At 70.5% G+C, this 15,078-nt stretch carries 10 protein-coding genes; 7 read left to right on the top strand and 3 right to left on the bottom strand.

What is annotated here, in order from left to right:
* The 3 genes from AC3WOE_RS19050 to AC3WOE_RS19040 are packed head-to-tail and all read right to left on the bottom strand — an operon-like array spanning nucleotide 1 to nucleotide 6,166.
* On the bottom strand, nucleotides 1–3,759 hold the full coding sequence (locus tag AC3WOE_RS19050; RefSeq protein ID WP_492692668.1) for a response regulator: 3,759 nt from the start codon (nucleotides 3,757–3,759) through the stop codon (nucleotides 1–3).
* Nucleotides 3,756–4,988: an urea ABC transporter substrate-binding protein gene (locus tag AC3WOE_RS19045; RefSeq protein WP_492692666.1), complete on the bottom strand. Its 1,233-nt coding sequence runs from the start codon at nucleotides 4,986–4,988 to the stop codon at nucleotides 3,756–3,758. The genes AC3WOE_RS19050 and AC3WOE_RS19045 overlap by 4 nt, the downstream gene beginning before the upstream one ends.
* Before the next feature lie 11 nt (nucleotides 4,989–4,999).
* Nucleotides 5,000–6,166 carry a response regulator gene (locus AC3WOE_RS19040; RefSeq protein ID WP_492692665.1) on the bottom strand — a complete coding sequence of 389 codons (1,167 nt, stop codon included), beginning with the start codon at nucleotides 6,164–6,166 and terminating at the stop codon, nucleotides 5,000–5,002.
* 140 nt (nucleotides 6,167–6,306) lie between these two features.
* Between AC3WOE_RS19040 and AC3WOE_RS19035 the strand changes: the two genes are divergently transcribed.
* The 7 genes from AC3WOE_RS19035 to AC3WOE_RS19005 are packed head-to-tail and all read left to right on the top strand — an operon-like array spanning nucleotide 6,307 to nucleotide 15,060.
* A complete protein-coding gene (locus AC3WOE_RS19035) occupies nucleotides 6,307–8,616 on the top strand; it encodes a hybrid sensor histidine kinase/response regulator (RefSeq protein ID WP_492692663.1) in 2,310 nt (769 codons plus the stop codon).
* On the top strand, nucleotides 8,613–10,637 hold the full coding sequence (locus AC3WOE_RS19030) for an ATP-binding response regulator (protein ID WP_492692662.1): 2,025 nt from the start codon (nucleotides 8,613–8,615) through the stop codon (nucleotides 10,635–10,637). The genes AC3WOE_RS19035 and AC3WOE_RS19030 overlap by 4 nt, the downstream gene beginning before the upstream one ends.
* Nucleotides 10,634–11,755, top strand: coding sequence for an HD-GYP domain-containing protein (locus AC3WOE_RS19025; protein WP_492692660.1), 1,122 nt, complete (start codon nucleotides 10,634–10,636; stop codon nucleotides 11,753–11,755). The genes AC3WOE_RS19030 and AC3WOE_RS19025 overlap by 4 nt, the downstream gene beginning before the upstream one ends.
* Before the next feature lie 24 nt (nucleotides 11,756–11,779).
* On the top strand, nucleotides 11,780–12,517 hold the full coding sequence (locus tag AC3WOE_RS19020) for a sulfurtransferase (protein WP_492692658.1): 738 nt from the start codon (nucleotides 11,780–11,782) through the stop codon (nucleotides 12,515–12,517).
* Nucleotides 12,514–13,470 (top strand): alpha/beta fold hydrolase, encoded by a 957-nt coding sequence (locus tag AC3WOE_RS19015; RefSeq protein ID WP_492692656.1) that lies wholly within the window; start codon nucleotides 12,514–12,516, stop codon nucleotides 13,468–13,470. The genes AC3WOE_RS19020 and AC3WOE_RS19015 overlap by 4 nt, the downstream gene beginning before the upstream one ends.
* 25 nt (nucleotides 13,471–13,495) lie before the next feature.
* Nucleotides 13,496–14,281, top strand: a complete 786-nt coding sequence (locus AC3WOE_RS19010; protein WP_492692654.1) for an ABC transporter substrate-binding protein — start codon at nucleotides 13,496–13,498, stop codon at nucleotides 14,279–14,281.
* A complete protein-coding gene (locus tag AC3WOE_RS19005) occupies nucleotides 14,281–15,060 on the top strand; it encodes a transporter substrate-binding domain-containing protein (RefSeq protein WP_492692652.1) in 780 nt (259 codons plus the stop codon). The genes AC3WOE_RS19010 and AC3WOE_RS19005 overlap by 1 nt, the downstream gene beginning before the upstream one ends.
* Nucleotides 15,061–15,078 lie beyond the last annotated feature (18 nt).

Raw genomic sequence — 15,078 nt, 5'->3', positions numbered from 1 at the left:
TCAGCGCGGGTTGAGGCGGTCCAGCAGCAGGTCGCAGGCCTTGAGGGCGCGAGCGAAGTCCAGCCTGCCCACGGCGGTCGACAGCGCGGCGAGTTCGGGGCCGAGAGCGCCGGCATGCTGGGCCGTCAACTCCTCGCAGACCGAGACCGAGCGCATATTGCGCTCGACCAGCAATTGCCGCAGCCGGCGCAGGGTCTCGAGCGGGTCGAGGGTCGTGCTCGGCGGTGCGGCTGCAGCGGGCGCCGCCACGGCTTCCAGGGCAGCCAGGCTGGCGTCAAGCAGGCCTTGCAGGGCGCCCACATCGACGGCGCCCATGTCGCTGCCCTCGCGCAGGGCCAGCTCCTGGCGGCCCGCCACGGCGGCCAGGGCCGTCGCACCGACGGCACCCGCCAGGCCACGCAGCGTGTGCAGCACCCGGGTCGCATCGGCAATGGTCTGCTGCTGCAGATGGCGCCTCAAGGCTTCCAGTTCGACCGGCGCATCTTGCGCGAACGAGCGGGCGAGCCGCTCGTACAAGGCCTGGCGTCCACCCAGGCGGTGCAGGGCCGCTTCCTTGTCCAGCAGCGGCGCCGGCGCGACGGGCGGCGCCGGCCGCGGCGCGACCGGGCCGACGTGGCGGCGCAGGCAAGCCACGAGTTGCTCCAGGTCGACCGGCTTGGCCACGTGGTCGCGCATGCCGGCGGCCAGGCAGGCCTGGCGATCCGACTCCATCGCATTGGCCGTCATCGCGATGACCAGGGCATCGGGGCGGTGCTTGTGGATGCGCTGCGTCGCCTCGAAGCCGTCGATGTCGGGCATCTGCAGGTCCATCAGGATGGCGTCGAAGCCGGGCTCGCTGACCCGGGCGAGATGGGCCCCTTCGACGCCGCCTCCAGCGACTGTCACGACAGCGCCCTCGCCTTCCAGCAATTCCTGGGCCACCTGCTGGTTGAAGCCGTTGTCCTCGACGATGAGCAGGCGCATGCCCAGCAGACGCAGTTCACCACCGGCGGCCCGCGGCAGCGGCGCGGGCGCGCCGCGTGTGGCTTCGGCGACGGCGTCGTGCAGCATGGAGGCCGTCACCGGCTTGACGAGATAGCCGCCCAGGCCCTGGATGTCCTGCTCGCTGCGCTCGGCCAGCAGTTCGCGGCCATGGGCGGTCACCATGATGATGACCGGCGCGTCGGACTCATGGCTGTCACGGATGCGGCGCGAGGTCTCCCAGCCGTCCAGCCCCGGCATGCGCCAGTCCATCAGGATGAGTTGATAGTGCGGCTCGCCGCGCTCGGCGGCCAGGTGCACGAGGGCCAGGGCCTGCTCGCCGCTGGCCGCCATGTCGCAATCCCAGCCCAGGCTCTCACCGATGCCCTGCAGCACTTCGCGGGCCATCGGGTTGTCGTCGACGACCAGCACCTTGAGGCCGCGCTGGGCCGTGTCGGCCTCGCCGCTGGCGGCGGCGGCTTCCATCGTCAGCTCGAAGTGGAAGCGGCTGCCTTCGCCGACACGGCTGTCCACGCTCAGTTCGCCGCCCATCAGCGCGACCAGGCGGCGGCTGATGGCCAGGCCCAGGCCGGTGCCGCCGTAGCGGCGCGAGGTCGACTGCTCGGCCTGGCTGAAGCCGACGAAGATGTCTTCCAGCTTGTCCGCCGGAATGCCGATGCCGGTGTCGCGGACCTCGAAGCGCAGGCGCGCCTTGCCGGCGGTTTCTCCCAGCAGCGTCAGGCCCAGCACCACCTCGCCGCGTTCGGTGAACTTCAGCGCATTGCCGGCCAGGTTGAGCAGCACCTGGCGCAGCCGCGTCGCGTCGCCCACCAGGGCCGTGGGCAGGCGCGGGTCGAGGCGGAACAGCACCTCGATGTCCTTGCTTCCGACATTGGCCGACAGGATGACGGCCAGCTCGCGCATGAAGTCGCTGAGCTCGAAGCGGTGCGGGTCCAGCTCCATCTTGCCGGCCTCGACCTTGGAGAAGTCCAGCACGTCGTTGATGACGGCCAGCAGGGCTTGGGCCGCCGTGCGGGCCTTGCTCGCATAGTCCAGCTGGCGCGACGAGAGCTCGGTGCGCAGCAGCAGGTTGAGCATGCCCAGAGCCCCGCTCATCGGCGTGCGGATCTCGTGGCTCATATTGGCCAGGAAGTCGCTCTTGGCCTGGCTGGCCGCCTCGGCCGCGACGCGCGCGCGCACCAGATCGACCTCGGCGCGATGCCTCTCGGTGACGTCGACCAGCATCTGCACGACATTGACGAGGCGACCGCGGCGGTCGCGGATGGCGCTGGCGCTGCCGTCGGCGAACAGCTCGCCGCCCCCGGGCAGCGCAAAGCCACGCTCGAAGCGGACATGCTCCATGCGGCCGGCCGCCAGCCGCGCCAGTTCGCCACCCGCCAGGCGGCCGGGCCGGAAGTCCGGCAGGTCGGCCAGCTTGGCACCGCGCAGCGCGCCCGCGTCGCGGCAGAGCATGGCCGTCAAGGCCTGGTTCACGTCCAGGATGACCCCTGCAGCGTCGCACAGCGCGATGCCGACCTGGGCACGCTCGAAGACGCCACGAAAGCGCTGCTCGCTGTCGTTGAGGGCGCGGGTGCGCTGCTCGACGCGCGCCTCCAGCAACTGGCGCTCGACGACGAGCTGCTCGGTCATCTGGTTGAAGCTGCGGGCCAGGCCGCGGAACTCGGTGAAGCCGCAGACCGGCGCGCGCTCGTCCAGCTTGCCGCCGGCGATGCGGGCGACCGCGCCGCTCAGCATCTCGATGGGCTCGACGAGACGGCGGCCGAGCAGCAGCCCCAGGCCCAGGGCCAGCAGCAGCGACAGACCGAGGGCGATGGCCAGACGGTCGCGCAAGGCGCGCGCCGGCGCAAAGGCCTCAGCCGCATCGATGTTGACGGCAATGCCCCAGTCCAGCGCGGGCAGGTGGCGCCAGGACGCGACGACTTCCGTGCCGGCGTAGTCACGCATCAAGCCGCTGCCGCTCTGCCCCCTGAGGCCGAGCACCGCCGGCGTTGGGGTGGGCGAAGCCAGATCCAGGGAGCCTGTCAGCGTCTGCGTCGGCGGCCGCTTGAGCTCGTTGATGAAGACGGCACGCTCACCTTCGCGCTGCACCAGCACCGTCTCGCCCGTCAGCGCCAGGCCCGAGCGTTCGGTCGCGACGCGCAGCAGGCGGTCCAGGTCCAGTTGCAGCACCACGCTGCCCAGCACCCGATCGCCATCGACGACCGGATGCACCAGGAAGAGGGTCGACGGGCCTTCACCGCGCAGACGCTGCGCCGGTGTCAGCTGCGGATCCAGCTGGCCGAGGGCGCGGCGGTGGGCGGTCAGCAGCTCGCTGCCCTCGTAGGCACCGCCGTCCAGCCGCGCCAGCTCGGGTGTCGAGCCGGGCGGCGCCTTCATCGCGAAGCTGATGCGGCCATCGGGCTGCACCAGCAGCAGGTTGAGGTATTTGCCGCTGTCGTAGAGGCGCTCGAAGAAGGCGCGGCTGCCGGCACTGACGTGCGTGGCGACGGCATCGCCGCGCTGCACCAGCAGCTGGCGCGTGTCGGTGGCCTGGGCGACGAGGCGGCCATCGACCTCGACCTCGTTGAGGTATTCGTTGATCTCGTGGACCTTCTTGCGCGCGATCGCGACCAGGCCCTCGGTCACCGTCTCGTGCAGGCTGGTCTCAAAACTGGACAGCTGCCACAGCCCGACGAGGCCGAGGGGCAGCACCGACAACAGCATCAGCCCGAGCAGCAGGGCCGGGCCGACGCGCCATGCCGGCCGCGTCGATTCGACCGCAGGTGCCGCGGCCATCATGGCGCGCCCTCGGTGCGCGGCACCACGGTCATCCAGTGCTCGGCCGAGCGGAAGGCGGGCCAGGGCGCGGGCCTGATGTAGCGCGGCAGCGCGAACACCTCGCCGAGCTGACCGCCGGGCTTGACCTGGGCGATGCGCAGCTGGCGCCACAGATGGCGACTCTGGCTGTCCACCGCGCCGAAGCCCTGCGGCGTCGACACGCTCTGCTGCAGCACATTGGCGTTGACCGCGTCGGTCTGCGTGCTGCCGACCTCGCGCACCGCCGCGGCCCAGAGCTGCACGGCGACATAGGCCGACACCGCCGGGTCGCAGGCCTGGATGCCCTCGCCCTGGCTGCGCCGCAGCCGCGCCAGGAAGTCCTGGTTGGCCGGTCCGGGCTGCGACTGCAGATAGCTCCAGGCCGTGAAATGGCGATCAAGCCGACCGCCGTCGTAGGCGGTCATCTCGGGCTCGGCGGCACGCAGGGACAGCAGCGGCAGGTCGGTCAGGCCGGCCGCCACCAGCGCATCGAAGAAAGCGCGGTTGCTGCTGCCGCCGATGGTGCTGAGGACGAGATCGGGCTGCAGGGTCTGCAGGTCGGCCAGCACGCCGGCCATGTCGCCGCTGGCCAGCGGCACATAACGCTCACCCAGCACCTTGCCGCCGCTGAGCAGCACGAAGTCGCGCAGCATCGCGTTGACGCGCCGGGGGTAGAGGGCATCGGTGCCGACGAGGTAGACCCGCCGGCCGAAGCCGTTCATGGCCCAGTCGGCCGCGGGGAAGGCGTGCTGGTTGGGTGTGGGCCCCGTGTAGATGATGTTGGGCGACTGCTCCATGCCTTCGTAGGCCAGCGGGTAGAACAGCAGATGGCGGTGGATCTCGACGACCGGCCTGACCGCCTGCCGGCAGTTCGACGACCAGCAGCCGAACAGCGCCACCGCATGCTCGTTGCTGATGAGCCGCTCGGCCGCAGCGGCCGCCACGCGGGGTTCGGAGCGGGTGTCCTCGATCTTCAGCTCGACCTGCCGGCCCAGCAGGCCGCCGGCGGCATTGATCTCTTCGACGGCGAGCTTGACGGTCGCCACCAGCGGCGCCTCGCTCGCCGCCATCGGGCCGCTGAGGGCATGCAGCAGGCCGATGACGATGGGGCCGCGGGCAGCTTCGGCCGACGGCCTCTGCACCAGGTACAAGGCCAGGGCCACCGCCAGGGCCAGCAGCAGGCCGCCCAGCAGCGCCAGTCGGGCCCTCATGCCTTCCAGCATCAACCCGCCGCTCGCCGCGCCTCGGGAGAAATCAGCGGCAGGGTCAGGCGCACTGTCGTGCCCAGGCCGGGCGTGGATTCGACCTGGATCTGCCCACCCAGCGCAAAGGTGACGAGGTTGCGCACGATGTAGAGGCCCGGCTCGCTGCGGTTGGGGCCGAAGCGCGTCGAGAAGAAGGGATCGAAGACCCGGCCCAGCATGCCGGGCGGGATGCCGACGCCGTGGTCCTGCACGGTGACGACGAGCTGGTCGGTGCCCAGCGGGCGCACGCGCAGATGCACCTCGCCGCCGGCCTCGCGATAGGCATGCTTGACGGCGTTCTGGATCAGCGTCGACAGCACCTTGGCCAGGGCGCCGCGGAAGCTCAGCAGATGCAGGTCGTCGGCGGCGTCGAGCTCGCAGCGCACCTGGTGGGCTTCGAGGGCCGGCGCCAGGCCGGCCACCACCTCATGCACCAGCTCCAGCAGCGAGAAGCTGCGGCGCTGGTCGCCGAAGTTGTCGGCCGTGGACTGCAGGAAGGAATCGACGATGGACAGGGTGCGCTGCAGGTTGGACAGCACCAGGCCGACGCTCTCCTCGCTGACGCGCAGATGCTTGTCCAGGTCGCTGCGCTTGATGTTGCCCTGGCCAGCCAGGCCGCGCAGATGGGTCAGGTCGTCCTGCAAGGTACAGGCCGAGATCAGCGCGTTGCCCAGCGGCGAACTCAGCTCCTGGGCAATGCCCGAGATGGTGCGGCCCACCGAGGCCAGCTTGTCGCGCTGGAACAGCTCGATCTGCGAACGCGCGAAGCTCTCCGAGGCCAGCTTGAGCGCCAGCTGGGTGCGCACCCGCGCCTTGACGACGACGTCGACGAAGGGCTTGGGGATGTAGTCGACCGCCCCATGGGCGAAGCCCTGGGCCTCGTCGTCGGCGCTGCCCTGCACGGTGACGAAGATGACCGGCACGCCGCGCGTGCGCGGGTCGGCCTTGAGGCGGTCGCAGACCTCGTAGCCGCTCATCTCGGGCATCAGCACGTCGAGCAGGATCAGGTCGGGCAGCTGCTGGGCGCAGAAGGCCAGGGCCTCGGCGCCGCTGGTGGCCATGGACACCTCGCATTCATCCACCAGCAGCTGGTAGAGGGCGTGGATGTTGCTCGGCTGGTCGTCGACTACGAGGATGAGCGGCATGGCAAATCAGAATAACCGCTGCACCTGCCCCCCGACCAGTGGCATGCCCTGGGCTTTCCCCAGGGCGCCGGCGTGGATTCCGTCGCACATTTCGCGCCTGTCGCCCTCCCATAATCGACCAGCTCCCACGCGATCGCTTCATGCCCCAGCGCACGCTCACGCTCGGTCTTCTCTGGCTTGCCATGGCGGCACTGCTGGCCCTTCTCGCCCTGCTCTGGAACCTGCGCAGCGTGGGCGGCGCAGCTGTCGACGCCGCCTTGGTGATTAATGCCCTTTTGCTGCCCCTGCCGCCGCTGTGCGTGCTCGCTCTGCGTCGCAAGGTGGACGCGGCCCAGGCCCACAAGACCGCTGCCGAAGGCCGAACACGCTTCCTGGCCCAGATCAGCCACGAGATCCGCACGCCCATGAACACCGTCATGGGCATGACGCAGCTGGCACTGCAGACCCAGCTCACGCCCGAACAGCGCGACCTGCTCACCAAGGCCGACGCCGCCTCGCGCGTCCTGCTCAGCCTCGTCAACGACGTGCTGGACGTCTCCAAGATCGAGGCCGGCCACATGGAGATCGAGTCCCTGCCGCTGCGCCTGGAGGACGTCGTCGGCCAGGCCATGGAGCTGGTGCGGCCGGTGCATGCCAACCCCGCCGTCGCCCTGGTCTGCGACTGGGCCGATGCCAGCCTGCTGGGCGCGCGCGGGCAGCTGCGCGGCGATGCGCTGCGTCTGCAGCAGGTGCTGGTCAACCTGCTGTCCAACGCCCTGAAGTTCACGCCCGCCGGCCTGGTGCAGCTGCGCCTGGCCGCAGCGCCCACCGACGCGCAGGACCGCGTGCCGCTCACCCTGACCGTCCAGGACAGCGGCATCGGCATGAGCGCCGAGCAGCTCGACGGTCTTTTCCGCGAGGTCGGCCAGGGCGATGCCGCCATCCAGCGGCGCTACGGCGGCACGAGCCTGGGCCTGGCCATCACGCACCGTCTCGTCGAGCTGATGGGCGGCAGCCTGGACGTGCAAAGCGCGCCCGGTCGCGGCAGCAGCTTCCATATCCACCTGCTGCTGCCGCTGGACTCCGCCGCGACGGCCCCCGCGCCGCTCAAGCCGCAACGACTGCTGCTCGCCAAGGCGCGCCCCGAAGGACGCGAGGCGACGCTGGCCCTGCTGCGCCATCTCGGCCTGGGTGAGGGCCTGGCCGCCAGCCACGACGCGGCCGACACCTTGGCCGCCCTGGTCGAGGCGCGCGAATCAGGCCACCCCTTCGAATGGCTGCTGATGGACTGGCAGTTGCCCGGCCCGGGCGCGACCGGGGCCGAACTGCTGGCCCAGTTGCGCCGCGACCATCCGGCCCTGCGTATTGCCGTGCTGTGTCCGCCGGGCGCCGACGAGGCCACCACGCAGGCACGCAGCTTCGGCGCGCGAGCCCTGTGTCCCAAGCCCCTGCTGCCCGGTGAGTTGCGCCGCCTGCTCGACGAAGCGCCGGCCGACCGTCACGCCGGCGTTGATGCCCAATCCCTCGCCGGGCTGCGAGTCCTCCTCGTCGAGGACCACCCCGTCAACCAGGAAATCGCGCTGCGCCTGCTGAGCAGCCGGGGCGCCCAGGTCGATGTCGCCGGCAATGGCCAGGAAGGCCTGGAGCGCCTGCTGGCCCGCGGCCCCTCGGCCTACGACCTGGTGCTGATGGACCTGCAGATGCCGGTGCTCGACGGCCTCAGCGCCGCGCGCAAGCTGCGCGAGTTGCCCGAGTTCGACGCCCTGCCCATCCTCGCCATGACCGCCCATGCACTGGCCGAGGAGCGTGCCCAGTGCACGGCGGCCGGCATGCAGGGCCATATCGCCAAGCCGCTGGACGTCACCCGCCTGGTGCGCGAGCTGCAACGCTACCGCCCCGCGCCGGCGCCAGCGCCCGCCCGCCCGACGCTGGACCTGCAGGTCGGCCTGCGCCAGTTCGACGGCCAGTCCGCGCTGTACCGCCGCACCCTGCAAGGTTTCGCCGACCAGTACGCCGCCGGATTGGCAGGCTGGCCCGACTGGCTGGCCGCCGGCAACTGGACCGAGCTGCGCCGTGCCGCACACACCCTGCAGGGGCTGGCCGCGACGTTGGGCGCCCATCCCCTGCACCTGGTGGCCCTCGCGCTGGAACGCAGCGCCGCGGTGGCCGACGCCGACGGTGCGCAACGCCATCTCGGCCGCGTCGAGCCCGCGCTTGGCCTGCTGCAGGCCGAGATCCAGGCGGCGCTGACGCGCGGCTGGGATGCCGCGCCGCCGCCGCGTGCCAGCGGGCCGGGCGACATGGCCGAGCTGCACCGGCTGCTGGCCCAGAGCGACAGCCGCGCGCTGGACTGGTGGCAGGCCCATGGCGCCCACAGCGGCCTGGCGCCGGAACTGCACCAGCGCCTGGACCGGGCCCTGGCCGCCCTCGACTTCGACGCCGCGGCCATCGCGCTGAAGGGCCAGCCTTGAGGTCGCCCGTCATCGTCGTCCTCGGACCGGTCGGCACCCGCTGGCTCTTCAAGGTCATCGTCGCCTCGGCGCTGTTCGCCTGGGCCAGCGAGGCGACCCTGGGCGTCATCGAACCCAGCGACCGCATCGCCTACCCCCTCATCGCCACCGCCTTCTCGGTGCTGGCCTTGCTCGTCTGGCGGCGGCCGCAGCGGCTGCGCCTTTGGCAGCGCATCGGGGTCACGCTGCTGGCCCTGTATTTCGCCCTGACCATGCTGGTCTTCACGCTGCGCCCCGATCCCGGGCCCAGCCTCTACACCTTGGGCAGCTTCGCGCCCTGGGCCATGGGCGGCAGCCTGCTGCTGTTCGCGACCTGGCGCGCCCGCGAGGCCTTGTTCATCTCGCTCGGCCTGCTCGTCCTCATGCTGGCGCCGCCCACCCTGCTGCGCTTCTTCGGCACGCCGCCGCAGTGGCTGCTGGAAGGCTGGCCGCTGATCGCCAATCTGGGCCTGTGCCAGACCATGTTCTGTGTCGCGCTGTGGGGCCTGTCGCGGCAGATCGGACGGCTGACGCAACTGGCCCCGGCCGCCGGCGGCCTGGCCACGGCCGAAGACCTGATCGCGGCCCGCCTGGCCGAGCTGGAACGTTCGCGCGCCGCGGCCGAAGCGGCTTCCCGGGCCAAGTCGGATTTCCTCGCCAACATCGGCCACGAGATCCGCACGCCCATGAACACGGTGTTGGGCCTGACGCGCCTGCTGCTGGACGGCCGGCTGCACGCCGAGCAGCGTGGCCGCCTGACCGAGGTGGCCAAGGCCGGCGAATCCCTCGTCAAGCTCATCGACGGCCTGCTGGACTACGCCGATCTCGATGCCGGGCGCATGCAGCTGGCCACCGAGCCGCTGCAGCTCGAGCCGCTGCTGGCCACGGCCTTCGACGCGGTGCGGCCGGCGGCCCAGGCCAAGCAGCTGGAGCTGATCTGCGACATCGCCTCGCCCGAACTGCTGGGCGCGGCCGGCGCGCGCCGCGGCGACGCGGTGCGCCTGACCCAGCTCCTCACCGAGCTGCTCGTCAATGCCGTCAAGTTCACGCCGGCGGGCCAGGTCAAGCTCAGCGCCTCGGTCGACGCCGCCGGCGGCTGGGTGCTGCGCGTGCGGGACAGCGGCGTGGGCATGGCGGCGGAGCAGCTGGCACGGCTGTTCACGCCCTTCGCCCAGGCCGAGGCAGGTGCCACGCGGCGCTTCGGCGGCACCGGCCTGGGGCTGGCCATCTGCCGCGCGTTGGCCGAGCGCATGGGCGGCACGCTGACGGCCCGCAGCTCGCCGGGACGCGGCAGCGAGTTCGAGCTCAGCCTGCCGCCAGCCCCCTGCCCGGACCTGGCGCCGCCCACGGCCCCGCCGCCCCGGCGCGTGCTGCTGGTCCAGGCCACTCACAGCGGCGGTCACGACACCCTGATCGCCCTGCTGAAGGCCGTGGCGCCGACCAGCCGCGTCGACCTGCTGTCCCAGGGCCGCCAGGCCCTGACGCGGCTGGTCGCCGTGCCAGCCAGCCAGCCCTACGACCTGCTGCTGGTCGACTGGGTGCTGCCCGACATGGAGGGCAGCGAGCTGCTCGCCAGCCTGCACGACAGCGGCCCGCCGCGCGCCCGCCGCATCGTGCTGCTGAGCGCCTTCGACACGCCGGTGCTGCGCGAACGCGCGCTGCGCCTGGGTGCCGAGGCCCTGTGCGCCAAGCCCCTGCTACCCCATATGCTGCGCCGCCTGCTGGACCTGGACCGCCCCCTGCCCGTCGACCTGCCGCTGCCCGACGTGGTGGACACGACCACGCCCGGCGTCGACCCGAACACCTTGATCAGCGAGCTCGACACCCTGCTCGGCGAGGCCGACAGCAATGCGCTGACCCTGTACGAACAGCACGAATCCGCCTTCATCGACGCCCTGCCCGCCCCCCAGGCCAAGGCCCTGGCCGGCGCCATGCAGCGCTTCGATTTCGACGAGGCCCAGGCCGCGCTGCGCGGCGACAGCAAGGACGCGAGCAAGCCATGACGATGATGCCGCCCGAGATCGCCGCCCCACCCCAGGCCATGACACAGGCCACCGTCCTCGTCGTCGACGACACGCCGGCCAACCTGACGCTGCTGGCCCAGGTGCTCAAGCCCGACTACCGCGTGCAGCTGGCCGTCAGCGGCGCCAAGGCGCTGGAGATCTGCCGCCGCCAGCCTCCCGACCTCATCGTGCTCGACGTCATGATGCCGGAGCTCGATGGCTACGAGGTCTGCCGCCAGCTCAAGGCCGACCCGGTGACCCGCCGCGTGCCCGTCATCTTCCTGACCGCCCTGACGCGCCCCGAGGACGAGAGCGCGGGCTTCCAGGCCGGCGGCGCCGACTTCATCCACAAGCCCTTCAACCCGGCCACCGTGCTGGCCCGCGTGCGTACCCATCTGCAGCTCAAGCTGGCGGAAGACCATCTGCTGAGGCACAACGCTCAGCTGAGCGGCGAGCTGGAAGCGCGCCGCGTCGAGGTCGAGCGGCTGCGCGACACCACCCTTTTCGTCATGGTGGGCCTGGCCGAGTTCCGCGACGCCGACACCGGCAACCACATCCAGCGCACCCAGGAATACGTTCGCACGCTGGCGCAGTGGATCGCTGCCCAGCCCGACGGCCCCGCGGACCTGACGGCCGAAGCCATCGACGAGCTCGCCAAGGCCGCGCCCCTGCACGACATCGGCAAGGTCGCCATCCCTGACGGCATCCTGCTCAAGCCCGGCAAGCTGTCGGCCGACGAATGGCAGGTCATGAAGACCCATGCCGAGCATGGCGCTGACCTGCTGCAGCGCGCCATCGACAAGCTGGGCGAAGACGCCGGCCCAATGCTGACCTTCGGCAAGCAGATCGCCCGCCACCATCACGAGAAGTGGGACGGCAGCGGCTACCCCGACGGCCTGGCCGGCGAGGCCATCCCGCTGTCGGCCCGGCTGATGGCGGTGGCCGACGTCTACGACGCGCTGATCAGCGTGCGCCCCTACAAGCAGGCCATGAGCCACGACGAGGCCCTGGCCTTCATCCGCGGCGGCAGCGGCAGCCATTTCGATCCACGGGTGGTGGACGCGCTGAACGCCTGCCTGGACGAGGTGCGCGCCATCGCCTCCATGTGGGCGGATTGAGGCGGCCGCGATAATCGCGGCCCCATGCAGTCCGGCCCCATCCTCAACATCTCCTGCTACCTCTTCGTCTCGCTGACCGATACGGCGGCGCTGCGCGACCGTCTCGAAGCCCGGGCGCAAGTCCTGGACCTCAAGGGCACCGTGCTGATCGCGGAGGAAGGCATCAACCTCTTCCTGGCCGGCCCGGCGGACGCCGTGAACAGCTGGGTCGACGAGCTCCGCAACGACGCCCGCTTTGCCTCGCTGAAGCCCAAGGAAAGCTGGAGTGAGGTGCAGCCTTTCCAGCGGCTCAAGGTCAAGGTCAAGCCCGAGATCATCCGCATGAACCGGCCCGCCGTGCGCCCCGACCTGGCCCCGCGCGCACCCGCGCTGGCCCCGGCGACGCTGCTGCGCTGGCTTGACCAGGGCCATGACGACGACGGCCGAGAGGTCGTCATGCTGGACACGCGCAACGGCTTCGAGGTGGACGAGGGTGCGTTCGACGGCGCCGTCGACTGGCGGCTGCACAAGTTCAGCGACTTTCCCGAGGCCCTGGCCGCCCATCGCGACGAACTCGTCGGCAAGACCGTCGTCAGCTACTGCACCGGCGGCATCCGCTGCGAGAAGGCGGCCATGGTGCTGGAGGAGCAAGGCCTGAACGCCTGGCAGCTGGACGGCGGCATCCTGAAATACTTCGAGGACACCGGCGGCAAGCACTATCACGGCAACTGCTTCGTCTTCGACGACCGCCGAGGCGTCAACGCGGACCTCTCCCCAACATGAGCAGTCGATTCGGTGAATTCGCGCTGAAGGCCTTCGGCATCCTGCTGATGCTGGCCGCCCTGGGCTTTGCCGTCAGCAAGGCGCCCGACCGATCCCTGGAAAGCCTGGTGCCGCGCTGGGCACCGCCACCCTCGGACTTCATCGACGTCGACGGCCTGCTCGTGCACTACCGCGACCAGGGCCCCAGCAGCGACCCGCTGCCCATCGTGCTGATCCACGGCACCAGCGCCAGCCTGCACACCTGGGAAGGCTGGGCGAACGGCCTCAGCGCCACCCGGCGCGTCATCAGCTTCGACCTGCCCGGTTTCGGCCTCACCGGACCCAATGCCGACAACGACTACAGCGACCCGCGCTATGTCGCCTTCGTGCGCCAGTTCCTCTCCCGCCTGGGCGTGGGCCGCGCCATCGTCGCCGGCAACTCCCTGGGCGGCGAGATCGCCTGGCAGCTGGCCCTGGCCGATCCGGCCCGGGTGGCCGGACTCGTCCTCGTCGACGCCGCGGGCTTCGCCTTCGAGCCCGAGTCCCTGCCGCTGGGTTTTCGCATCGCCCGCATCCCGGTGCTGCGCGAACCGATGCGCTGGGTGCTGCCGCGCCGCGCCATCGAGGACAGCGTGCTCGACGTCTATGGCGACAAGAGCCGCGTCACCGCCGCCCTGGTGGACCGTTACTACGAACTGGCGTTGCGCGAAGGCAACCGTGTCGCCTTGATGAGGCGCATGGACCAGCTCGCCCCGGGGCCCTTTCAGCGCCTGTCCGAGATCAAGGTGCCCACCCTCATCCTCTGGGGTGAACGTGACCGGCTCATCCCGCTGCGCTGGGGCCACGAGTTCGAAAAAGGCATACCGGGCAGCCGTCTGGTGGTTTTCCCGGGCCTAGGCCATGTGCCTCAGGAGGAAGACCCGGCTGCTACCCTTGCGGCCTTGCGCGACTGGCTACCTCAAGTCGCCCGCTGAATCCGTCCTACCCAAGAGGTCCGACATGAAGAAATCCGTCCTGCTAGCCCTGGCATTGGCAGCCTCCGTCGCCCAGGCCCAGTCCCCTGAATGGAAGAAGCTGCGCATCGGCGTCGAAGGCGCCTACCCGCCCTTCTCCGAGATCGGCCCCGACGGCAAGCTCAAAGGCTTCGAGATCGAGCTGGTGCAGGCCTATTGCGCCGAGATGAAGGCCCAGTGCACCCTGGTGCAGCAGGACTTCGACGGCCTCATCCCGGCCCTGCAGTCGCGCAAGGTGGACGCCATCTTCGCCAGCGTCTCCATCACCGAGGAGCGCCAGAAGGTCATCGCCTTTTCCAAGCCCTACTACAACACCCCGGCCCGCCTCATCGCCAAGGCCGGCGTCAAGCTCGACCCGACGGCCACGGGCCTGAAGGGCAAGAAGATCGGCGTGCAGCGCGGCACGACCCATGAAACCTATGCCGCGGCCAACTTCAAGCAGAGCGAGATCGTGCGCTACAGCAGCCAGGACCAGGTCTTCCTGGACCTGAAGAGCGGCCGCATCGACGCGACGCTGATGGATTCGCCCGCCGGCGACTTCGGCTTCCTGAAGAAGCCCGAAGGCAAGGGCTTCGCCTTCTCGGGCCCGGCCATCATGGACGACAAGGTCTTCGGCGTCGGCACCGGCGTGGGCATGCGCAAGGCCGATGAAGCGACGCTGGGCAAGAAGTTCAACGCCGCCATCGACGCGGTGCAGGCCAACGGCACGTTCAAGAAGCTGGCCGACAAATACTTCGACTACGACATCGCGCCGCGCACCAAGCAGCCCTGATGCGACGCCGCTCCGCCCTGGCCGCCTCGCTGGCCCTCGCCGGCACGGCGTGGGCCCAGCCGCTGCAGCGCCTGCGCGTCGGTTTCGCGGTGGGCTATGCGCCCTTCAGCGAGATCGGCACCGACGGCCAGCTCAAGGGCTTCGAGGTCGACATTGCCCAGGCCCTGTGCGCCCGGCTGGGCGTGCAGTGCACGCCCGTCATCCTGGAGTTCGACGGCCTGATTCCGGCGCTGCAGTCGCGCAAGATCGACGCCATCATGGCCTCGATGTCCATCACGCCGGAGCGCCAGCAGGTCATCGCCTTCTCGACGCCCTACTACTACTCGCCGGCCCGCCTGGTCATGCGGGGCGACAAGGACCTCGACGTCAGCGCGGCGGGCATGAAGGGCAAGCGCATCGGCGTGGAACGCGGCACCATCCACGAGCGCTTCCTGGCCGAGCAGTTCCAGGGCATCCAGCTGGTGCGCTATGCCACCCAGGACCAGGTCTTCCTGGACCTGAAATCGGGGCGCCTGGACGCGACCCTGGTGGATGCCGTCATCGCCCAGTTCGGTTTCCTCAACCATGCCGACGGCCGCGGCTTCGGCTTCGTCGGACCCGACTTCGGCAAGGACCAGCGCTACTACGGCAAGGGCATAGGCGTGGGGCTGCGCAAGAGCGAAGCGGCGACCCTGGGCCAGCGCGTGGACGAGGCCCTGGTCGCCCTGCGCGGCAATGGCAGCCTGAAAGCCCTCAACGACCGCTACTTCAGCTTCGACCTCGTGAACCCGCAGCGCTGAGCGCCGCCCTCCTCTTCC

The organism is Roseateles sp. FW305-36, from assembly GCF_058787015.1.
The sequence above is the reverse complement of the archived record's forward strand: the minus strand, read 5'-3'. Positions and strand labels throughout refer to the sequence as shown.